This is a genomic window from Nocardia sp. CA-084685 (assembly GCF_050955785.1).
Taxonomy (GTDB): domain Bacteria; phylum Actinomycetota; class Actinomycetes; order Mycobacteriales; family Mycobacteriaceae; genus Nocardia.
The window spans coordinates 5702267-5722681 of sequence record NZ_CP192094.1 but is presented as its reverse complement, the minus strand read 5'-3'; the positions used below and the strand labels follow the sequence as shown (position 1 = coordinate 5722681).

Below are 20415 nucleotides of genomic sequence, written 5' to 3'. Positions count from 1 at the left end.
CGCCCGAACTGCCGAGAAGGTGGGGGGAGGCTGCGCGCTATTCCAGCCAGCCGTGCTGATCGGCGAAGGCGGTCAGGCGGTCGCGGATGGTGAGGATCTCCCCGGCGGTGAGGGCGGGGCTTGCGTCCAGTAGTAGCTCGGTGATCAGGCGTTTGTGTTCGGTGGCGGTCAGCTGGCCGGAGCCGGATCTGTCTTTTTTGTGCCGAGGAGCGGGTGGTAGCGGTTGACCGCCGACCACGGCGAGATTGATCGCCTTCGGACCACGATCACCCTCGGTCACATCGAATTCGAACACCCGCCCCTGACGCAGTTCGTCCTCGTCCAGTCCGATGTCGTTCACATGAACGAACACATCCGGACCACCATCGTCGGGCCGAATGAACCCGAATCCCCGCGAACTGTCGAACGACACCAATTTCCCGATGGACACCAACACCCGCTCCTCGCGCCGTCGCTACTCGGCCACTTTAACCCGCATTTTCCCCGTCGTTGGATGAAAGCGCCTTTTGTAACGAATTGAATACAGTCAGGCCCTGACCGACCATTCCGTTGACCAATTCGCCGACGCCGTCGGGTCCGTTGAGCACCGTCAGGTTGGCGTTCGCCAGGCCGTTGGAAGCCTGCTTGACGATTTCCGGCAGCTGCTCGATCAGCAACTGGTCCAAGGCGATCCGGTTGTTCGAGGCTGCCGCCTCGGCCTGGATCCGGGTCCGATCGGCCTCGGCCACGGCGAGGATGCGCACCCGTTCCGCTTCGGCCTGAGCGGGTTTCACGACTTCGGCCTGCAACTGCTGCTCGCGCAACTCGGCCTCTTTGCGCGCCTGTTCGGCCTGTGCGGTGAGCACCTCCTGCATCGCCTTGGCCTCGGCCAGCGGGCCGGCCTGTGCCGCTTCGGCATTGGCCTTATCGATATCCTGCTGATACTGCGCCTGGAGAATGGCGGTCTCGCGCTGATATTCGGCTCGGCGGCGCAGCGATTCCTGTTCGGCCTCGGCGGCATGCTGGGCTGCCTGTGATTGGGCGATCTGCGCATCGCGCTGTACCGCCGCGTTGTGCGGTGCGGCCAGTGCGGTGATGTATCCCAGATTGCCGTCATCGATGGATTGGATTTGGAACGAATCCACCCACAGACCGATGTTGCTCATCTCCACCTTGGAGGCCACCAGCACCTCGTCGGCCAGCCGCTGGCGTTCGCGGATGATCTCCTCGACCGTCATCGAGCCGACGATCGAGCGCAGGTGTCCGGAGAAGATGCGCCCGGTCAGCACCGACATCTCCCGCTCCTGTTCGGACAGAAAGCGTTGGGCCGCATTGACGATCGACTGGGTGTCATTGGCGACCTTGAACGCGATCACCGCGCGCACCTCGAGCTGGATGGCCTGTTTGGTCACGCAGCGTTCTTTGATCTCGGCCTCGAACATGGCCAGCGACAGGTAGCTCACCTTGCGGAAGAAGGGCATCACCCATTTGCCGCGCCCGATGACGACGCCGAAGGGCGCGTTGTCCTTGCTCTTACCGCCGCTGACCAGCATCGCCTCGTCAGGATCGGGAACGTGATAACCCAGCACTGTGTCTCCCTAGCAGTTCATTACTTCGGTCGCGGTGTCAGATGTCGACCGGGACGGGTTCCAGCGGAATCCACGGCACCACATCGACGATGCGGCCCGGTTGTACCGCGATGATCAGGACAGCTTCACCGGCCGAGATCGGCTCGGCCGCCCGCGCGATATATATCTCCGTGCCCCCGCGAATCGCAACCAATACTTCGCCGAGCATTCCGGGACCCCGGATCGGCGAGGTGAGCGTACCCGTCAAACCTTGCACGGGGTCGGTCATCGCGATGAACTCCTCGCACTCGGTGCCAGAATTGTCAGAGTACGCGCGATTCACCAAGGACTCCGGTTACGAGAGGGACTCGGCGATGATGCGTCCGACCGATTTCTTGGTGAGATAGTGCGTCGCATCGTGTGGACTGGAACCATTATCGAGTTCGGGGTGGGTCGTGGGCGCCACATCACGTCCGGGCGCGGACGGGAAATACGGTGCCAGATCCAGATGCGCCGCGACGATATCGTCGCGATCCGCCAAATTCTCCCAGCGGGTGAGCGCAGCGGGCACCGTGGGCGGTTGCGGGCGTAGTAGCGGATAGATGATGGACTGCAGCGCCAGCGGTGAACCCAGCGTGACCAGTGCCGCAGGCTGTTGGGTCTGGTGTAGCGCCTCGTAGGCGACCACTGAGCCGAGCGAGTGTCCGATGACCAGCCGGGTTTCCGGACCGATCAGGTCGAGCACCTGTTGCTGCGCGAATTCACGCACCGTTTCCTCGGACAGATATCTGCTGACCTGGGCCAGTGACCGGTTGACGAATTTTCTCGCCATCCCGAAACCGAAAGGCGCGAACCACTTCAGCTTGGTGAGGGCATTGGCCGCAGGTCTGGCCTTGCGGCCCAAGCCCTGCGCCCCCGCGGTGCCGAGTGCGGAATTGTCCAGGTAGCGTTGCGCTTCCAGTCGATCGCGCTGGTCGGCCGCCTGATCGGCCGCGGTGGTCAACCATGCGTCGGCGATCCGCTCGGTGAGTTCGTCCTCCGTACCGACCGGTCCGCCGCCACCCTGAGCGCCTGGGTCGAGAAAAGCATTGCCGTAGAACGCCATTCGCACCTCGAGCACACCCGGGCGCTGGCCGCGCCACAGTTGATCCGCGAGTTCGCCGAATCCGGCCGTGCGCACCCCTGCCGCCAGTGCCGGAAGCCATTGCGCTTCCAACAGATCCGCGCCGTACTGTTCTTGCGCGATCCCGTGCACCAACACGATCGTTGCCATCAGCCCCCCGTTGTCGCTTGCCCCGATGTCTATTCGGGTACCTTCCTACCACGCATGGCTGACCCTTTCGAGCGACCTGCGAGCAGTCGCTACGGCAGGTGTCGAGGTCGCCGGGGAGTCGACGGTGGGAAATGGTGGTGCTGATATGGGAGGAAGGCTCGCCCTGGTGGTCGGGTCCGAGTGTGCGGCACTGGGGGAACTGGGGTTCACCGGTGAATTGGCCACAGGTCTCTATGGAACATTGACCGAATCCGGCGGCTGGCGGGCAGCAACGGAGGTGCCGGGTCCGGTGCTGAATCCGACAGTGGCACAGCTGGTTACGGCGGTCGACGCGGCCTTCGACGCGGCGGCACGGGAGCAGGCTACGCTGCTGATCGGATTCGTCGGGCACGGTACCGCGACCAGCGCGGAGGATTTCTTTCTGCTCGGCCATGATTCGCCCGCGGTGCCGAACTCGCATACGGCCTTCCATCTGACACAGGAGATTCGTGAGCGGTTGAACCGATCGGTGTTGGACGGGCTGGTGGTTCTGGTCGACGCATGTGAGACCGAACAGGGAGTGCTCGGCGCGGCCCGCCGCTGGACCGACCTGCTGTCGCGGGCGGCGGGCCGGATGGAGTTGCTGGTCGCCGCCGGTGACGGGCCCGCGTATGCCGGATGCTTCACCCGGACGCTGCTGTCCACCTTCGCGGCCGGACTGCCCTCGCGCGGGGAGAACCTGCTGCCGTCGGATCTGCTCGATCCGATCGCTGCGGCGTGCCCCCGGCAGCAACCGGAACATCTGTCGTTCACCTCGGGCACGGTATCCGCGGCAGAAGGGGGTGACCCAGGCCTGTGGCTGGTGCCGAATATCGCCCGCCGCCGCGATGCCGTAACCGGCCGGCCAGCAGCGGGTTTCGTCGATCAACTCACCCGCAGACTGTTATTGACCCCGGCCGTGCGCGAGACTCTCGACGATATCGTCGGATCCGGCAGTTACCGGTTGCGTGGGGTGATCGGACCACCCGGTGTCGGCAAATCGACATTGCTGGCCATGCTCATCCGGCCGAGCTTGGTCGACACCCTACCCGTCGCGCCCGAATACATCACGGCCGCAGTATTTTTGACTGTCAGCAGTTCTATCGAGGCGGTCGCTGCAGAGCTTTCCGCGCAATTGAGCACCCGCCTGCCCGGCTTCCGCGCCGCAGTCTCGGCGGCGCGGAGCTTGGCCCGGCACAGCCTCACACCACCCGACGTCTTCGATGTCGAGGTGCGCCAACCGCTGGCGGACTTGGGCGGATGGGGTCGCCGGGTCACCATCGTCGTGGATGGACTGAACGAACCAGAGCAGGGCACCCAGCGACTGCTGGTGGCCGCGGTCGCGGAGTTGACCCGCAGACCGGAGCTCGCGCACGTCCGGGTGATCGTGGGAATACGCGAGGGGCTCGGCTTCGAGAACGATCCGGAGCTGCGGCATATGCATCGGATCGTGGTCGCCGAGCCGGTGGCCGAGGATATCGCCGCCATTGTGGAATCGGCCGGATATGAGCGCGCCGCCGTCGACGAGCAGGAATGGGTCGGCTGGATCGACGCCCGGTTGGCCGAAACACCACCAGCGCGAGCCGATTACCCTGCGGCCGCGGCGGGTTGGTTGCTGGCCGGATTGCTGGCCGAGGTTGCCACCGAGGTCACCGATCGGGTGGTTGCCGAGGATATCGGCGTCGATGGTCTGGTAGCGCTGCGGGTGGGTGCGGCCATTCGTGCCGCGGCGGGAGATGGACCGGATATCGCAAAGGACATCGCCGATGTCTGGGGAATCGGCGCGATGCTTGGTGTGCTCGTCGCGGCGGGTGTCGGTCCGGTGCTGCCGCTGGAGCTGCTGGACGCGGCGATGCGTGAACTCGGAGCCGACGTGAGCATTACCGGAATCCGCGACCTCACAGTGGGTTTGGGAGTACTGGTCACGCGCAGCCGCCCCGGGACGGTCGACGAATCGCTCGGTATCGCCCATGCCGCCCTGCTCCCCGGACTGACCGATGAATGCGACCGCCTCGGCGTGCACAGCGAGGATGCGCACCGCGCGGTGATCGCGGCCATCGAGGCGGGCACCACCGAGCGCGTGGCCGACTATGCCCGTGGCGCGGCGGTGCGCCACTATCTGGCCTATGGCGCAGCGGCGGCCGCTTTCGGCTATCTCGAATCGCTGGAAACCACACGCGTGGTGGACAACCGGGATCTGTGGGCCGCCTGGCTGCCGAGCTTTACCGCCGCGATGGGGCCGGATCATCGCGTCACCTTGCTGGTTCGCAATCATCTCGCGAATTGCCGTGGCCGTAGTGGCGAATTCGCCACCGCTGTCACCGAATTGGAAGAGCTGGCTCGTGATCAGACCCGAGTGCTCGGCGCGGATGATCTGGATACGGTCACCACTCGCTACGACATCGCGGATTGGCGCGGCCATATGGGCCAGCTCGAGCGGACGGTCGCGGAGTTCGAACGACTCGTCATCGATCACGCCCGAATCCTCGGCACTGATCACCCGTGGACGCTGCGCGCGCGAAACAGCTTGGCCTATTGGCGCAGTGAACGTGGCAGCCTGCGGCGCGCGGTCATCGAATTCGAACAGTTGATCGCCGATCAGGAGCGCATACTCGGACCGGTCGACCCGCAAACCCTGCGTACTCGGCTGCATCTCGCGCGTTCCCGCGCCATGGCGGGCGAATTGACCCGGGCCTTCGCCGAATTCGAACTACTGCTCGTCGACCAGGTCCGCATCCTCGGCCCGGATGACGCCCAGACCCTGCGCACCCGCATCAGCATGGCGCGCTGGCGCCGGGAGAGTGGCGAAACGCCCAAGGCCATTACCGAATACGCGGCCCTGCTGGCGGATCAGTTGCGCCTTCTCGGGCCGGATCATCCGGACACGCTGCACACCCGCAATTGCCTCGCGGGCTGCCACGGCGAGGCGGGTGACATCGGCGTCGCCATTGCCGCACTCGAGCCACTGCTCGCCGATCAGATCCGCGTCCTCGGGCCCGACCATCCGCACACCCTGCTCACCCGCAGCAACCTGGAATACTGGCGTGCCCGTTCCGGCGGATAGTCGAGGCAGGCGGTCGAAAGTGGGTGGAATCAAGACTGGTACAGGGAGCGGTAGGCGGCGAGCGTCGCCACACAGTGGTCGATCACCTGCTCGCGGGTGGCGCGCAGCGATCCGTTCAACCAGGCCGAGAACATGCCCGCATTACCGCTGGCCATGGTGAGCGCGGCCAGTCTGCGGCGGACCGGGTCATCGATATGGGCGAACAGGTGGTCCTGCAGGACCTTGGTGAAGACCGGCATGACCGCGATGGTGGTCTGGCCGAGGCCGGTACTCGAATACGGTTCGACCAGAAACAGCCGGGATTTGCGGGGATCGGCGAGCACCTTGTCGACCAGGATCTCCGACAGCACGCGGTCACGGGAGGGGTCGGCGGCGGCGAAGGCCGTCATCGGTTCCAGGAACTCGTCGGCGATCTGGCGGTAGAGCACATCCAGCAGTTCGTCGCGGCTGGCGAAGCTCTCATAGAAGTACCGGTCGGTGAGATTGGCGCGCCGACATACCGCGCGCATGGTCACCCCGCCCGCACCCGACTCCCCGATCAGGTCGAGCGCGGCCTCGAGCAGGGCGGAGCGGCGCGCCTCCCGCCGTTCGGTGAGCGTGGTACCGCCCCAGATCCGCGGACCCGCATCGTCAGCTGATTCCTGGCCTTTCTGCACCCGCCCACACTAATGCCTGCCGGTCGGGACGAGATCAGGACCGCGCACACCGCCGTCGGGTTCCGTTCGCTGCAGGATGGTTCAGCCGCCGCGTTCGAGTGCGAATCCGGCATCGCGCCAAGCGACGATCCCACCGTCGAGGCTGCTGGCGTCGAAACCGTCCTGGCGGGCGATGGCAGCGAAGCGCAGCGATAGCTCGCCAACCGGGCAGACGAAGACCAGGGGGCGCGATCGGGAGAACGGGATGCCGTGGGTGAACATATCGTCGAGTTGGTCGTCGCGGATATTGATCGAGCCCGGCACATGGCCGATGCGGTAGGCCATCGCGCCGCGGGTGTCCACGATGGTCGGCCGGGCGGTGCGGTCCAGTTCGGCCAGTTCATCCGGGGACACCGCCGGTGTCGAGGCGAGTTCGGCCGTGGTGGGTGCGCGGCGGCGGTCGGCGCGGTCGAAGAGTTCCGGCCTGCGCTTTTTGATATAGGACAGATACGGCTCGAGTCGATCGCAAACAATGACGACCGCCACCACCGGTGCATTCGACGAAACAGCCTGCTCGCCAAGGGTTTCCAGCGCCGCAGCATAGCTCGCGCCGCTGGTTGGACCGGCTAGGATGCCGTATCCGGTGGCCAATGCGAGGGTGGCGTCCACTGCGCGGGCCGAATCGATGGTCACGATGCGGTCGTAGAAATCGGGTTGGAACAGCCCCACATCCCACATCTCGCTCTCCGAGCGGATACCGGGTATGAAATCCGACCGATCGGAAACCACGGCGATGCAGCGCAATTCGGGATTGTGTTTGCGTAGATAGGTGGCGGTGCCGCGGGTGGACCCGGTGGTGCCGAGTCCACCGATCAGATAGTCGATGCGGGTGATACCGTCGGCAGTCAGATCTTCATGGATCTCGCGGCCGGTGCCGTGGTGATGTGCCTCGATGTTCTTCTCATTGGTGTACTGCGAGGCGTGGTAGTAGGCGCCCGGTTCCTTGGCCATGGTCGCGTCGATTACCGAATACACGTCGTTCGGAGTGGTCGGATCCGGACATTCGGACAACCCGGGCAACTCCACGATCTCGGTGCCGAATAGCTGCAGCAGCTCCCGCACCTCCGCGACCTTGATCCGATTGGTCACCGCGCGCAGACCGATACCGTGGATCGCGCCGAGAATGCGCAGCGCCTTGGCGGTATTGCCGCTGGAGGCCTCGATGAGTCTCTGCCCGCTCGCGCGGATCTCGTCCAGATCGTCGCGGATCATGCCCCAGGCCACCCGGTCCTTGACCGAGCCGAAGGGATTGTGCGACTCCAATTTCGCGTACAGCTCGACATTTGCCAGGCCGTGCACCGCCGGATCCAGCCGCAGCAGCGGCGTATTGCCGATCAGCTCGGTGATGTGGTCGTAGCGCATTACGGCGCCTCGGAGGGGCGGCGCGGCAGTGGCGGTCGATGCGGGCCGCGCGGCGGAGTACGGCGCGGTGGCGGCAGACCGACGGGTATCAGCGGTTCATAATCGGTATCCCGATAGACTTCAAAACTTCCCGCGCGGTGCACGACAGCGAGTTTCGCGGGCGGTGCGTGCATCGACGCCGAGGCCGCGGACAGATCCATGTGATAGGCGCCGGTATTCGGGAAAACCACCAGATCACCCTCGCGCGGGCGCTCGGGCAGCCACACCTTGTGATTGGTGATCAGATCGCGCTCCAGGCACAGGCGGCCAGCGAAATACACACCGACCGGCCCGGATTCGACCACCGGTCGCAATGCCGGCATGGTGTCGGCGGCACTGCGCAGCGGCGTCACATTATCGCCCCGAACAGGCGCGGTGCTCGGCGTATGCGCGACACTCGGCAGGATCACCGGATCGACCATGACCTCCTGATCCGCCGGAGTCACCTGATCCCGACTCAGATCCAGATTCACCAGCACCGTGCCATCGGCGAGTTCCTTGACGAACTCGACCCGCGACACCGTCACCCCCGCATGATCGACCAACGCCTTACCCGGCTCCAACCAGATATCGAGCATATTGTCCCCGGCCACCTGGGCTACGGTGCGGCCACCGTGGCGCTGCAGCGGCGCGCCGAGCAGATCGTCCAACATCCGCGTCGCCGGCACGGTGTTCGCGTACTTGTGGAAGACCGGAATCCCATGCACCGCACCGTCATCGACGTGATAGCCGAAGGTGTTGTTCGACCAGCTCATCGATTCGCCTCGGCCGAGCAATGATTCGCGCAATGCCCGCACATACCCGTCGAAGCGGTCCGCGTCCTCGGTGAACACCTGCCGGAAACCGCCGCCGATATTCAGCACCGAAGGGCCGAGTCCACCGGCGTAGGCACGCTCGACCAGCCCGAGGCAGGCGTCGATGGCCCGGATGCGTTCGGCGGTATCGCCGGAGTCGATATGAAAGGCGAAGCCTAGGAACGCGATTCGTCGATGGTTGGCAGACAGCAGATCCAAGGCCTGGTCCACATGGGCCAGCGGCACACCGAACCGGCTCACCGCCGTCTCGTCGAAACCGGAAACGCGCAGCAGCACTGGTACTTTCGCGCGATCACCGGCCAATTCGATGATTCGCCGCAGCTCCCACAGATTGTCGACATTGATGGTGACGCCGCAATCGATCAGATCGCGCAGGAACCCTTCACCTTTCGGCCCGGTCACCTCGATTCGCATCGGGTCGAATCCGGCGCCGATGGCACTGGCCAGCTCCTGCGGGGATGCCACATCGATGGCGATGCCGGCATGTTCGGCAGTGCGTACGAAGGCGTGCGACTGGTTCACCTTGTGCGCGTAGCAGATTCGGTAGCGCGCGCCCTTGTTGTCGAGGACGGCGCGTAACCGTTTCAGGTTCTCCGCGTAGACCTGTGGAAACACCAGGTGGATCGGGGATCCGAAGCGAATCAGCGTTTCCTCGACCCCGTCGCGGGTATCGAGAAAGGCGCGTACCAGCGGATGGATCTTCGCGGGTAGCGCCGGTAGCGGTGCCGTCATACGGTGGATTCCGTGGGCTGGGACCGGGTCTGCGCCACTGTGGTTCGCGCTGGTTTCTCGGTCACCGGGTTGTAGCCGCCGTCGCGGAGTGACTCGAAGGCGCGGGCCCGATTGCGCGGACTGCGGAACTCGGCGACCACCCGTTTGCTGGGCAGATCGATGTCGATCACCTTGATGCCCATCGTCTCCAGCACCCCGGTGATCGTGCGGACACAGTGCTGACAGCTCATATCCGGCACATAGAAGATCCGATCCTCGGCACTGGCGGGCGCGTCGGCGATGAGTTCGTCGAGCTCGACACTCACCTCGGTGATCCGGACCCGCTCGGTGAGCTGTTCGAAGATCTCGACGAACTTGTCCACCACCAGGGGCAACAGCGTGTAATGCCCGCCACCGAGATGATGTGGCATGGCGGCCAGGCAGGCGGGGCGAGTACTGGCGGGCAGCAGTGCGTATTGGCGGGAGATGAGATCGAGGTCATCGTGATATTTGGCGATGGCGGCGTCGGTGCTCATTCCCTCGACGCGGGTCGCGCGCCGCATCACCGTGTGCGCGTCCTCGATCGTCGTGTCCTTCATCGCACGCAGTGTCGCCACCGTATCGGCGGTGTATCGCACAGTGCCGTCGGGTTGGGCGGCCAGCGTCACCGGGATCATGCCGCGCCGGTACGTGGAGGCTTGCAGTTCCCAGAACCAGCGGGTGGCCACACCGGAGAAAATACCGGAATCGTGGATGCCCCTGGCGAATTCGGCGGCACTGCGATAAGGTGTCTGCCGCGCCAGCAATGCGTGCTGGGCCAGTGCTCGCCCGGTGGCCTCGATACCGACGCGGAAGATTTCGATCGGATCGTGATCGGTAGTGGTGCCGTCGAGCACCGCATGCTCGCGCGGTCCGAGGTCGCCGACCCGTTGCATGAGTGCGGAATTCGCGGCCAGCGCATGCCACAGCACCAGCACGGTCTCGCGCACGGCGATGGGCACCAGTGGGCCGAGGCCGTCGGCGCGGAAGTGGCCGGTGTTGGGGACACCGTCGCTATCGGTCCAGGCGATGCGGTGCGTCGCGCTGGTGACCTGCGCGGGCTGGCACGGCCGCATGAACTGCTGCAGGTACAGCCGCTGTGAATAGGTGAGGTGACTGCCGGGCTCGGGACGCAGTGCGGCACCGGTGTATTCGATATGTCGAGTCGACGGTACCGCGATGGGAGTGGCGAACAATCCGGGGTGGGCCAGGCCCGCCAGCACCCGGGACGCCGCCCTCCGGTCATAGCGCGGGGTGTCGTCCATTCTCATGTGACCTCCTCGGCAATCGTCTTGACGCAGGTCGCGAACCGGTCGATCTCCTCGACGGTGTTGTAGATGTGCGTGCTGACCCGTACCGAGTCCATCGCGTCGTCGCCAGCTCGGGGTGAGCAGTGTAAGCCGGTGCGAACCAGAAAACCCAACTCGCTCAATACGAATCCGAGGTCGGTCGCGGAAATGCCTGCGAGAGTGAAGGACACGATGCCGTAGCCGATGGCGCACGGTGCGTGCGCTGGGCCGGGTAGGAAATCCAGCCCGGGTACCGGACGCAGATTATCGATGAGCCGCAGCGTCAGCGCGCGGTTGTGCGCGGCGATCGCTCCGACATCCAGCGATTCCAGTACCTCCAGTGCACTGCCGAGGGCAAGGATGCCCGGAATGTTCTGGGTACCCCCCTCGAGCAGTTCCGGCATGCCGGTCGAGGTCAATCCGGCCTCGGTGAGCTCGACCCCGGTATGCCCGCCGGGCAGGAACGGCAGTAGCTGATCGTGAATTCTGCGGTGGCAGTAGAGGATTCCGGTGCCGGGCGCGCCGAACATCTTGTGCGCGGCGAAGATCGCGAAGTCCGCGCCGAGTTCGGTCACGTCCAGCGGCAGATGCCCCGCGCTCTGACTGCAGTCGAAACACAGCAGAATCCGGGGATCGAGTTTTCCACGCAACTCTTCGAGCGTGGTGAGTCCGCCGAAGACGTGATGCAGATGGCTGGTGGTGATCAGCCGGGTGCGCGGGCCGACCTTGGCCAGAATATCGGCGGTATCGGCTTCGCCGAGTTCGGTCACCCGGTAGGGGACCAGTTCGATGCGTCGGCCGAAGCGGGCGAGTACCTGGCGCAGATGGTGCCACGGATGCACATTCGAAGCGTGATCGCTTGGGTTGTAGAGGATTTCGTCGCCGTCATCGAGTTCGGCCAGCCCCCAGGACAGTGCGACGGCATTGAGCGCCGCGGTCGCACCGCTGGTGAAGACCACTTCGGTGGGCGATTCAGCGCCGATGAAGGTCGCCGTGCGCTCGCGGACACCGGCCAAGCGCGTGGTCAGCTCGGTGGCCCACGGATAGGTGCCTCGACCGGCGTTGGCGGTGCGCGAGGTGTGATAGCGGTGGATGGTCTCGATGACCGGCAGTGGCTTCTGCGTCGTGGCCGCGCTGTCCAGATAGATCTCCGTGGATTCGGCCAGCGCCGGAAAAAGTTCGCGCACGGTGGCGAGGGGCGATGGTGCCGGTACCCGAGTGGTGATCGATCGGGCTGGATGCGTCCCGGACGCAGGTGACCGCAAGGTGCCGCTCCCTCCGAGAACCGCGCTGGACGTCACCAACGATACGCACTTTCCCGTGCGACTTCGAAGTTTTCTCGTAGCCAACGGCTTTCGACAAGTCGCAGCCAGCAACGGGCCCGTCGCGGATATCCGCGACAGGTCAGTACTGTCCCTGTACGTACTCGACCAGATGCTGGCGTTCGGTCGCCAGTTCGGAGATCGCGCTCTTGACCACATCACCGATGCTGACGATGCCGATCAGGCGGCCGTCGCGGACCACGGGCAGGTGTCGGATGCGATGCTCGGTCATGGTGCCGCGCAGTCCGTCGACCCGATCGTCGGGCGCGCAGGTGCGCACATCCACGGTCATGATCTCCGAGACCGGCGTATCGAGCAGCGCCGCGCCGCGCGCGTGCAGACTGCGCACCACATCGCGCTCGGAGACAATGCCGGCGATCCGGTTGCCGTCCGGCGATACCACCACCGCCCCGATATTGTGCTCGGCGAGCGTGCTGAGCAAGTTCCTTACCGTGGTCTCGGGCGCGACGGTCGCCACGTCGCTGCCCTTCCTGTGCAAGATCTCCGCTATTTGCATAATCCACCATCCAGAGGTCGCAGCACTACCAGGATGACGCCTTTGTGATCTCGTGACCAGCACAAATCCGCAACAGGCTGCAATCTACAGCCGTCGGGCCACGCTGTGGTCCAGATCGCGGGCGAGCAGTGCGATAGCGGCCTGTGAGATTCCGGCCGAGGTGGCCAGATCGATCGAGGCCAGCTGGGCGATGCGGCGCAGTCGGTAATCGACGGTATTCGGGTGAACATAGAGCTGACGCGCGGTGAGCTGGCGATTCATATCGTTGCCCAGATAGGCGCGCATGGTGTCGAACAGTTCGGGGTGGGCGTCGAGCGGATCGAGAATTGTCGCGATGCGTCGGGTGGCGGGGCCGCCGCGGGTGAGCTGATACTCCACGGCCAGGTCGGCCATCTGGTACAGGCCCGGATTGCGTCCGCCGACCCGCACCAGATTCAGTAGTTCGTGGGCCTGTTCGGCGGCATCGGGTATCTGATCGGTCTCGCTGGTGACCAGCGCGGCGGTCAGCGCGACCTCGGCGGATTCGGCGAGCAGTCGCAGTGTTTCGGCGGTCAGGACCGGCGCGTCGTCCTCGATCGGGACCAGCAGCGTGCCGCCCTTGGTACTCAGCAAAGCAAGTACCCGGGATTCGAAGGCGGTGGCCAGTTCCGATTGCAGTCGGCGCAGCTTCCTGCGGGCGGCGACATGGCTGTCGACCCGCGGATCACCTTCGTCTGGATGTTCGGGGATCGATAGCGCCACCACCTGATACGAGTCGGCGATCGGGATGCCGGCCTGGCGGGCGAGTGCGGAACTACCCCGACCGCTCAGCAGCGCGGATGCCAGCGTCTGCGTCGCGGTCTGGTGTTCGCGCGCGACGAGATGCTGTTCCTCGACGTAGGCGTCCGAAACCGCCGCGGTGATCGCCTCCAGGAGTTCGAGCATGAGGTCGGTGGCGACCAGCAGTTCATCGATATCGTCGGCCTTGGCTCGCGCGGTCACCAGTCCGAACGCGATGCGCAGGCCCTCGTGGTAGGCGCGCAGGATGGTGCCGAGCGGCACCGCCTCGCGGGCCCATTGTGCCGCCGCCTCCCTGACCTCGCCGAGCTGTTCATCACCGGGAACCGTCCGCTTGTCGAACATTTCGGCGGCCAGCGCCAGGCAGCTGCGGGTCAGCTTGGTGACATCGCCGCGCAACTGCTCGCCCGGCAGCGTGCGACACGGCGCCATACAGGTCGCGAAGTAACCGACCATGCGCGAGGCGACGCGGTCGGTATTGAGTAGGGGAATCGACGCGGGCTGGCCGCCGATCTCGAGGACAGGTTCCGTCGGCTCGACGGACAGATCCAGCGCGGAGAAGGTCATACACGTCGCTCCAGTGCCACATCGGACGTGATAGATCTGCGTCCGAATCGTTGCATCACTATACGAAATAGTTATGAACCACGGAAGACTACGCGAAATCTATTGCGGCGCGGCAACGTTGCGGATTGTCTACCTACGGGCATGTGCGGTGGTGGAAGCTTCAGCGCCCGGTGCGGGTTGCGAAATCCGTGACCAGCCGTCTTGACATCGGTCTCCGGGGACGGCCGTTGCCTGTGGTTCGCCCGCGTGGCCGTTCGTCCGGGGTTGGTCGGGCACCTGCCGAGTTTCTGTGTTTTCGCGCTGAACTACGGCAAGTCGACCGTGCTGGAGGTCCGTTCGATCCACAACATCACGCTCCAGGACGGCTGCGGTCAGGACATGCCCGATCACCTGTCGATGATGTACTGGCGGCGCACGGTATCCATTGCGCTGCGAGCACTCGACGCGGTCACATGCCCGGCGCGCATTGAACGGCTGGTTCATCGGCGGGGCGGCGGAATCTACGCCGCGCCCTGCTCGTTCCGCAGTGTGGAATCGATTACTACTGCGCCGCTGCGGATTTCGCGTTCTATTGCGATGGCGGCGTAGTGCTTGCCGCTGGCGCGCAGTTCGGCGATGCGTCGCTGCAATGCCTCGGTGCCGTAGGCGGCGGCGATGTCGGCGATCCCGAGTCGACCGGCAGCGCGTGGTTGATTCATGCGAATGCCCCTGTGGCTCTGGCGCCGAGAGATCCGATGGCGACAGCGGCACGGGCTCCCGGATGCGAAACTCCCTTGTCACGCATGAGTTTAGAGTGGTGTGTGTGCAGATGCAAGTACATTCGCACGAACATCGCTGTGTGCGAAGCTATTTGGAAGCTGCCCTGGTGAAGCCGTTGGGGTCGAGCGTTATTCGTCGTCTAGTCCGGCCGATAGGTAGGCCGCGGCGGCGAGCCACTGGCGGCACTGCGGGCCGTGCACCTCGTGCAGATGCAAGATCTCGCGGGCCTGCCGATAGGTGAGACCGAGCGGTTCGGCACCGCAGTCGAGTGGCGCGTACTCCGGCGCCGAGTATTGCCGCAGGGTATCGATCCCGGATCCGCCGGCGATCGTGGCCCCGTGCGGAGTTCGGAATGGCGTACTCATCTCGACCGCCCCTCGCGTCTACCGGATGGGGAGGTGATTGTGGTGACGCCGGCGCGAACTCCCTGCGTACCTCCCCGATTCTCGTTCCGAGTCTAGGCCGTCGGCACTTACAGATGCAAGTACATTTGCACGAACGACCAACAGAAATACAAACGGCGGTCGTCAGCCGGATGACCGATGACCGCCGTTGTGCCGCTTGCGCTTCAAGGCTTGCGCGCGACCGCTCCGTAGGCGGAGATCGGTCGGATCTCGCCGACCTCGGCGGCATCGGCGCGCCACTGGGTGATCGAGACGAATCCGGGCTCGACCAGTTCCAAACCGTCGAAGACAGCACGGATTTCGGCCTGGGGGCGGGGAACATAGGGTACGCCACCAGTGCCGGTGTAGTTCTCACACAGCGTCACATACTCTTTGCTGTCGTCGGTGCCGTCCCACATCACCAGGAAGCTGCCCGAGGGCACCGCGGCCACCACGGTGCGCACGATGCGCAGCAACTCGTCGTAGGACTTGGCATGGCCGAGTACGCCCATGAACATCACGCCGATCGGCTCATTGAAATTGAGCACGTTGCGGGCGTCGGCGATGATCTGCTCCGGATCGTGGTAATCGCAATCGACGTAGGTGGTTACGCCCTCGGGGGTCGTGCTGGTGAGCAGCGCCCGCGCCATGGTGAGGACCAGTGGATCGTTGTCGACGTAGACGACCTTCGACTCGGGCGCGACGCTCTGGGCGACCTCATGGGTGTTCTGCATGGTCGGCAGGCCGGTGCCGATATCGAGGAACTGACGGATGCCCTCCTCGCCCGCAAGGTAACGCGCAGCGCGAATGAGGAACTGGCGCGACTGTACCGCCATGGTGGTGATGTCCGGGTCCACCTCGACGCCGGCATCGCCGGCGATTCGGTCGATTTCGTAATAGTCCTTACCGCCCATCCAGTAGTTCCAGATGCGGGCGGAATGGGGGATGTCGGTCCGGATGAGCGGGGTGTTGTCGTCGGACATGGGGCTGGACTCCTCGGCGAGCTGATAAACGGTGAACCGGACTGCTCAGGCGGCGGGTGTCGCGATTGGGCTGGCGCGGCCGATGTGCACTGTGACAGTACAAGATTCGCGTCGACTCGAGCGGTGGGATCGAGGAGTCGATCACGCATTTCGGGCGCGTCACGCATAGCCCCGGACAGCACTTACACAACGCGGTGAACAGGGGTCACGAAGGGGACCGGCAGGTCTGAATTCTTTTGTGCCACATAGCGGAGCTTCGTGCTATCTTGCAGATGTTGGTGCAAATGCAAGAACGTTTGAGCGCACATCTGCAAAGCCGCTCGAGCGTACATCTCACACTGGAAGCCGAGGAGTGGGGAAGATGTTCGACACCGGTACACCCAAGATCAACGGCGCGTGGCGCAAGAGCTCGTTCAGCGGTCCGTCGGGCGGTAACTGCGTCGAGGTCGCGGAGGCGTCGGATGGTTCGATCGCCGTTCGCAATTCACGCGACCCGGAAGGTGGCATCCTGTTCTACACTCGACCGGAGATCGACGCGTTCGTGCGCGGCGCGAAGGCCGGGGAGTTCGACGACCTGACTAGCTGAGCGGTAACATAGGCGATCGGTGCGGTGTGTTTCGACGTGGTGTTTGTGACACACTGTGGTCAAACCCGAGTATCGGAGATGACTTCATGATCGCAGAACCCGGTGACGACGGTCGTGTGCAATCGGTTGTAGTGGAACGTGGTCCGACCGTATTGCGAATCGCGCTGGGCGGGCAGTTGCGTGACCTCCGGGTGAAGAACGGCATCACCCGTGAGGCCGCAGGTGACGCCATCCGCGGTTCACACGCCAAGATCAGTCGTCTCGAGTTGGGTCGCACCGGTTTCAAGGAACGCGATATCCGCGACCTGCTGACCCTGTATGGCGTCAGCGACGTTGAGGAGCGGGAGCGTTTCCTTGATCTGGCACGGCAGGCGAACGAACCAGGCTGGTGGCATCGCTACAGCGATCTGCTGCCATCCTGGTTCGGCACCTACCTCGGCTTGGAGCAGGCCGCGACGAAGATCCGTACCTACGAGGCGCACCTGGTGCCCGGGCTGCTGCAGACGCCCGAATACGCCAGGGCCGTAATGTCGCTCGGCTACGAGGACGCCGATATGGATCGCCGCGTGCAGGTGCGCATCCGTCGGCAGGAGGTGCTGCGGCGCGCCGATCCGCCGGTCATCTGGGCGATCATCGATGAGGCCGCGCTGCATCGGCCGGTGGGTGGTTCGCGGGTGCATCGCGAGCAAATGGAGCACCTGATCGAGTTGGCGGAACTACCGAACGTCACGGTGCAGGTCCTGCCGTATTCGGCGGGCGAGCACGCGGCCGCGGGTAGTTCGTTCAGCATCTTGCGTTTCGCCGAGTCCGAGTTGCCCGACATCGTCTATCTCGAACATCTGACCAGTGCGTTGTACCTGGATCGGAAACAGGATCTGGCACTGTACCTCTCGGTTATGGACCGGCTGAGTGTGCAGGCCGAGGCGCCCGGCGAGTCGCTGAAGATCCTCGCCGACTACGCCAAAAAAGCCTGATATCGCTATCGACCCGGCTCGCTGGAGTCGATAGTGCTCGTTTCGGCTGCGAACGCGTCCGCGGCGGCGAGATCGAAATCGCCGTGGTCGCTGCCGAGTCCGCGCGCGACGAGCGCGGCGACCGCATTGCCGAGAATCGCGGCAGCACGCAGATTCCGGCCGAGTGCGATGGCGCGGATGAAACCGGCGGAGAAGGCATCGCCGCAGCCGGTGGTGTCGACCACGTCGACGGCGAACGCGGGAATGTGCTGATGGTTGTCCGGACCGACGAGTAGGGCGCCGTGGGCGCCCCGAGTGACCGCCAGAATGCTTGCGCCCCTGTCCTGCAGAACTTTGCACCCCGCCATCAGATCGGTGGTTCCGGTGAAGCCGAGTACCTGTTCGTCATTCGGGAGAAAGTAGTCGGTATGCGGGAGGACCTCGGCGATGGCGTCGAGGCTGCCGAGCGAGCCGGGCGCGATCAGATCAACGGAGGTGCTGACGCCATTGTCCTTGGCATGACGCAGGATTCGCGCGGCATTGGCCGGCCCGATCAGCTCCGGTCCGCCGAGGTGCAGATGGTCGGCGGCGGCCAATGCGGCCCAATCGACATCGTCGAGGGTGTAGAACGGATTGGCGCCCAACAGGTGCAGGCTGGGGCGTTCGCCATTGAGGCGGACCGGCAGCACCGACGACGAGGTGGGCTGATCCTCCTTGCGCACCACCAGTTTCGTATCGATGCCCGCTTTGGCGAGCAGACCGAGCAGGATATCGCCGGAGGTGTCCGTGCCGATCGCGCCCGCGGTTCGTACGCTGGCGCCGAGTTTCGCCAGTGTCAGTGCGGTGCCTGCGGCCGTACCCGCCGGGGTGATGCGGATGTTCTCGACCAGGGCGGTCTGCTGCCCCTCGGGTATGGCCGCGACGGGTCGGACTAGGATGTCCAAAACATGTGCGCCCAAAGCGATTACGTTCATTCGGTGCCCTTCTCCAGCGGTTTGCGGGTGCCGTATCCGGTCCGTAGTGCCACCTCGACGACCGCGGCCTGCTGCTGTTCGGTGAGTTCGCGCGGCCTGCCGATTGTCATCGCGTCCAGATACAGTGCGCAGGCCCATTCCAGCAGCAGTGCGGATTCAACGGCACGGTCCAGCGACGCGCCGATAGTGACCGCGCCGTGATTGGCCATCAGCGCGGACTGCTTGCCCTGCAACGCCGTTCGCACCGCATCGGCGAGTTCGACGGTGCCGAAGGGATGGAACGGGGCGACTCTCGTCGTACCGCCGAGCAGCAACTGCTGGTAGTGGATGACCGGCAGTTCGTCGAGCACACAGGCGATGGCCGTCGCCTTGGGCGCATGGGTGTGCACGACCGCCTGCGTGGCAGAGCTGCGATAGATATCGAGATGCAAACCCAATTCGGACGTGGGTGCGTAGCGTCCCGCGACTACCTGGCCCGCCAAGTCGACCACGGTGACGTCCTCGGCGATGACCTCCGCGAGCACCGCACCGGTGGCCGTGACGGCGACCAGATCACCACAGCGCAGGCTTACATTGCCGGCGGTGCCGATCAGCAACCCGTGTGCGGCCAGGCGCTGACAGGCCGCAGCTACCTGGGCTCGCTCGGTTGGTGCGATGGAGGTCATCTGGATACTCTACCCAAACCTGAATATGATTCATATTACGTTCGGAGGAGGTAGTCCGTGCCGATCCGTGCACTACCCGAGGCGAGCCTGCGTCGCGTGCCGATTCAGGCGCGCAGTCGCGAGCGGTTGGCGCGGGTGCTCGAGGTGGCCGATCGCCTGATCGCCACGGAGGGCGTCGAGGCGCTGACCATGATCAGAGTGGCTGCGGAGGCACGGATTTCGGTCGGCTCGCTCTATCAGTACCTGCCGGATCGCGACGCCGTCATCGAAACCCTCGCCGCGGCCTATATCGAGCAATTGGAGGGCAAGGCGGCCATGCTGCTCGAGCTTGCACGCGTCCAGCGCTGGGATGATCCGATCGGCGTGCTGGTGGACGCTTTCGCCCGGGTTTACCGGGACGAGCCCGGCTTCCGCGCGCTGTGGTTCGGTAAGGACTTCAACGAGGCCGCACGAGCGGCCGATCGCGAGCACAAGCGCCGAATGGCGGTGACGCTGCGTGAGGTCATGCTCGCCCAGGGCGCCGTTGCCGATATCGAAGGACTCGATATCGCCTGTCGCGCCGCCCATCTGATGGGCGACGCCGTCCTGCAGGAGGCGTTCCGATCCGATCCAGACGGCGATCCGAATCTGTTGCGCGAGGCCAAGGTCGCACTGCGGGCCTATATGGCACAGTGGGCATCGCCGACCGGGGCATAACGCAATTCGGTTGCGCTGCTACATCATTGGACGCAGTGGTCGGTGCTTACCGATCACTGCTTGATGAAGCTGGAGGCGATGCGCCAGAAGGTCGTCGGCTGCAGGGTCTCGAGATCCCAGCCGTCGGCCATCGCATGCGCGGTGGTGACGATCCGGTCGATATCGAAATCGTGTCGAGTAGCCGCACCGGTTGACTCGACGGCATCGATGACGAACGCGACTGCGGTTTCTCGCGAGTACGCAGTACTGCGCTGTCCGCTTCGGGTCGACGGTGTGCTCATAGTTGTTATACCGTTCGCTGGCTGGTCGGCCAGTGCGGCATCGGCGATTCCGAGCCGGCCGCCGTGAAGTGGTTGGTCCATTCGAACGCCCCTGACGTCT

21 protein-coding genes are annotated in these 20415 nt (G+C 64.7%); 4 read left to right on the top strand and 17 right to left on the bottom strand.

Translation table 11 applies throughout. The features are described from left to right. Positions 1-37 precede the first annotated feature (37 nt). The 4 genes from ACQP2U_RS25475 to ACQP2U_RS25460 form a co-directional block, all read right to left on the bottom strand. On the bottom strand, positions 38-436 hold the full coding sequence (locus ACQP2U_RS25475; RefSeq protein WP_397029060.1) for a cold-shock protein: 399 nt from the start codon (positions 434-436) through the stop codon (positions 38-40). A 31-nt stretch (positions 437-467) separates the two neighbouring features. Further along, positions 468-1568: an SPFH domain-containing protein gene (locus ACQP2U_RS25470; protein ID WP_364340530.1), complete on the bottom strand. Its 1101-nt coding sequence runs from the start codon at positions 1566-1568 to the stop codon at positions 468-470. A gap of 37 nt (positions 1569-1605) precedes the next feature. Further along, complete coding sequence (locus tag ACQP2U_RS25465) at positions 1606-1836, bottom strand: hypothetical protein (protein WP_433709803.1); 231 nt, start codon at positions 1834-1836, stop codon at positions 1606-1608. A 66-nt stretch (positions 1837-1902) separates the two neighbouring features. Beyond that, the gene (locus ACQP2U_RS25460) at positions 1903-2820 is read right to left on the bottom strand and encodes a hypothetical protein (protein ID WP_433709802.1); all 918 of its coding nucleotides are present in this window, start codon (positions 2818-2820) and stop codon (positions 1903-1905) included. A gap of 145 nt (positions 2821-2965) precedes the next feature. Between ACQP2U_RS25460 and ACQP2U_RS25455 the strand changes: the two genes are divergently transcribed. Further along, positions 2966-5902, top strand: coding sequence for a tetratricopeptide repeat protein (locus ACQP2U_RS25455; protein ID WP_433709801.1), 2937 nt, complete (start codon positions 2966-2968; stop codon positions 5900-5902). Between the two features lie 29 nt (positions 5903-5931). On the opposite strand, the gene ACQP2U_RS25450 is transcribed toward ACQP2U_RS25455, so the two are convergent. The 10 genes from ACQP2U_RS25450 to ACQP2U_RS25405 form a co-directional block, all read right to left on the bottom strand. After that, on the bottom strand, positions 5932-6558 hold the full coding sequence (locus tag ACQP2U_RS25450; protein WP_433709800.1) for a TetR/AcrR family transcriptional regulator: 627 nt from the start codon (positions 6556-6558) through the stop codon (positions 5932-5934). An 81-nt stretch (positions 6559-6639) separates the two neighbouring features. Beyond that, complete coding sequence (locus tag ACQP2U_RS25445) at positions 6640-7959, bottom strand: pyridoxal-phosphate dependent enzyme (RefSeq protein ID WP_433709799.1); 1320 nt, start codon at positions 7957-7959, stop codon at positions 6640-6642. Further along, entirely contained in the window at positions 7959-9545 is a 1587-nt protein-coding gene (locus ACQP2U_RS25440; RefSeq protein WP_433709798.1) for a decarboxylase, read from the bottom strand. The genes ACQP2U_RS25445 and ACQP2U_RS25440 overlap by 1 nt, the downstream gene beginning before the upstream one ends. Next, positions 9542-10834, bottom strand: a complete 1293-nt coding sequence (locus tag ACQP2U_RS25435; RefSeq protein ID WP_433709797.1) for a heavy-metal-associated domain-containing protein — start codon at positions 10832-10834, stop codon at positions 9542-9544. Before ACQP2U_RS25435 ends, ACQP2U_RS25440 begins: the two co-directional genes overlap by 4 nt. Then, positions 10831-12039, bottom strand: coding sequence for an aminotransferase class V-fold PLP-dependent enzyme (locus ACQP2U_RS25430; protein WP_433709796.1), 1209 nt, complete (start codon positions 12037-12039; stop codon positions 10831-10833). The genes ACQP2U_RS25435 and ACQP2U_RS25430 overlap by 4 nt, the downstream gene beginning before the upstream one ends. A 217-nt stretch (positions 12040-12256) precedes the next feature. Continuing rightward, complete coding sequence (locus ACQP2U_RS25425; RefSeq protein ID WP_397029076.1) at positions 12257-12691, bottom strand: CBS domain-containing protein; 435 nt, start codon at positions 12689-12691, stop codon at positions 12257-12259. An 84-nt stretch (positions 12692-12775) separates the two neighbouring features. Next, positions 12776-14035 carry a PucR family transcriptional regulator gene (locus tag ACQP2U_RS25420; protein ID WP_433709795.1) on the bottom strand — a complete coding sequence of 420 codons (1260 nt, stop codon included), beginning with the start codon at positions 14033-14035 and terminating at the stop codon, positions 12776-12778. A gap of 500 nt (positions 14036-14535) precedes the next feature. Beyond that, complete coding sequence (locus ACQP2U_RS25415) at positions 14536-14733, bottom strand: hypothetical protein (RefSeq protein ID WP_433709794.1); 198 nt, start codon at positions 14731-14733, stop codon at positions 14536-14538. 189 nt (positions 14734-14922) lie between these two features. Continuing rightward, positions 14923-15159 carry a hypothetical protein gene (locus ACQP2U_RS25410; RefSeq protein ID WP_433709793.1) on the bottom strand — a complete coding sequence of 79 codons (237 nt, stop codon included), beginning with the start codon at positions 15157-15159 and terminating at the stop codon, positions 14923-14925. A gap of 203 nt (positions 15160-15362) precedes the next feature. After that, the gene (locus ACQP2U_RS25405) at positions 15363-16160 is read right to left on the bottom strand and encodes an SAM-dependent methyltransferase (protein ID WP_433709792.1); all 798 of its coding nucleotides are present in this window, start codon (positions 16158-16160) and stop codon (positions 15363-15365) included. A 361-nt stretch (positions 16161-16521) separates the two neighbouring features. On the opposite strand from ACQP2U_RS25405, the gene ACQP2U_RS25400 reads away from it, so the two are divergent. Next, positions 16522-16746 (top strand): DUF397 domain-containing protein, encoded by a 225-nt coding sequence (locus tag ACQP2U_RS25400; protein WP_397029086.1) that lies wholly within the window; start codon positions 16522-16524, stop codon positions 16744-16746. A gap of 86 nt (positions 16747-16832) precedes the next feature. Next, entirely contained in the window at positions 16833-17720 is an 888-nt protein-coding gene (locus ACQP2U_RS25395; RefSeq protein ID WP_433709791.1) for a helix-turn-helix domain-containing protein, read from the top strand. Between the two features lie 5 nt (positions 17721-17725). On the opposite strand, the gene ACQP2U_RS25390 is transcribed toward ACQP2U_RS25395, so the two are convergent. Together ACQP2U_RS25390 and ACQP2U_RS25385 are read right to left on the bottom strand one after the other, a co-directional pair. Beyond that, positions 17726-18673 carry a carbohydrate kinase family protein gene (locus tag ACQP2U_RS25390; protein WP_433709790.1) on the bottom strand — a complete coding sequence of 316 codons (948 nt, stop codon included), beginning with the start codon at positions 18671-18673 and terminating at the stop codon, positions 17726-17728. Continuing rightward, positions 18670-19338, bottom strand: a complete 669-nt coding sequence (locus ACQP2U_RS25385; protein WP_433709789.1) for a class II aldolase/adducin family protein — start codon at positions 19336-19338, stop codon at positions 18670-18672. Before ACQP2U_RS25385 ends, ACQP2U_RS25390 begins: the two co-directional genes overlap by 4 nt. 57 nt (positions 19339-19395) lie before the next feature. On the opposite strand from ACQP2U_RS25385, the gene ACQP2U_RS25380 reads away from it, so the two are divergent. Continuing rightward, positions 19396-20034: a TetR family transcriptional regulator gene (locus ACQP2U_RS25380; protein ID WP_433709788.1), complete on the top strand. Its 639-nt coding sequence runs from the start codon at positions 19396-19398 to the stop codon at positions 20032-20034. 53 nt (positions 20035-20087) lie between these two features. Here ACQP2U_RS25380 and ACQP2U_RS25375 read toward each other — a convergent pair whose 3' ends face one another. After that, positions 20088-20396 carry a hypothetical protein gene (locus ACQP2U_RS25375; protein ID WP_433709787.1) on the bottom strand — a complete coding sequence of 103 codons (309 nt, stop codon included), beginning with the start codon at positions 20394-20396 and terminating at the stop codon, positions 20088-20090. Between the last annotated feature and the right edge of the window lie 19 nt (positions 20397-20415).

Coding starts and splice junctions, on each gene's coding strand:
- ACQP2U_RS25465 (WP_433709803.1), bottom strand. CDS start 1,836: ATGACCGACCCCGTGCAAGGTTTGACGGGTACGCTCACCTCGCCGATC.
- ACQP2U_RS25460 (WP_433709802.1), bottom strand. CDS start 2,820: ATGGCAACGATCGTGTTGGTGCACGGGATCGCGCAAGAACAGTACGGC.
- ACQP2U_RS25455 (WP_433709801.1), top strand. CDS start 2,966: ATGGGAGGAAGGCTCGCCCTGGTGGTCGGGTCCGAGTGTGCGGCACTG.
- ACQP2U_RS25445 (WP_433709799.1), bottom strand. CDS start 7,959: ATGCGCTACGACCACATCACCGAGCTGATCGGCAATACGCCGCTGCTG.
- ACQP2U_RS25440 (WP_433709798.1), bottom strand. CDS start 9,545: ATGACGGCACCGCTACCGGCGCTACCCGCGAAGATCCATCCGCTGGTA.
- ACQP2U_RS25435 (WP_433709797.1), bottom strand. CDS start 10,834: ATGAGAATGGACGACACCCCGCGCTATGACCGGAGGGCGGCGTCCCGG.
- ACQP2U_RS25425 (WP_397029076.1), bottom strand. CDS start 12,691: ATGCAAATAGCGGAGATCTTGCACAGGAAGGGCAGCGACGTGGCGACC.
- ACQP2U_RS25420 (WP_433709795.1), bottom strand. CDS start 14,035: ATGACCTTCTCCGCGCTGGATCTGTCCGTCGAGCCGACGGAACCTGTC.
- ACQP2U_RS25415 (WP_433709794.1), bottom strand. CDS start 14,733: ATGAATCAACCACGCGCTGCCGGTCGACTCGGGATCGCCGACATCGCC.
- ACQP2U_RS25410 (WP_433709793.1), bottom strand. CDS start 15,159: ATGAGTACGCCATTCCGAACTCCGCACGGGGCCACGATCGCCGGCGGA.
- ACQP2U_RS25405 (WP_433709792.1), bottom strand. CDS start 16,160: ATGTCCGACGACAACACCCCGCTCATCCGGACCGACATCCCCCATTCC.
- ACQP2U_RS25400 (WP_397029086.1), top strand. CDS start 16,522: ATGTTCGACACCGGTACACCCAAGATCAACGGCGCGTGGCGCAAGAGC.
- ACQP2U_RS25395 (WP_433709791.1), top strand. CDS start 16,833: ATGATCGCAGAACCCGGTGACGACGGTCGTGTGCAATCGGTTGTAGTG.
- ACQP2U_RS25390 (WP_433709790.1), bottom strand. CDS start 18,673: ATGAACGTAATCGCTTTGGGCGCACATGTTTTGGACATCCTAGTCCGA.
- ACQP2U_RS25385 (WP_433709789.1), bottom strand. CDS start 19,338: ATGACCTCCATCGCACCAACCGAGCGAGCCCAGGTAGCTGCGGCCTGT.
- ACQP2U_RS25375 (WP_433709787.1), bottom strand. CDS start 20,396: ATGGACCAACCACTTCACGGCGGCCGGCTCGGAATCGCCGATGCCGCA.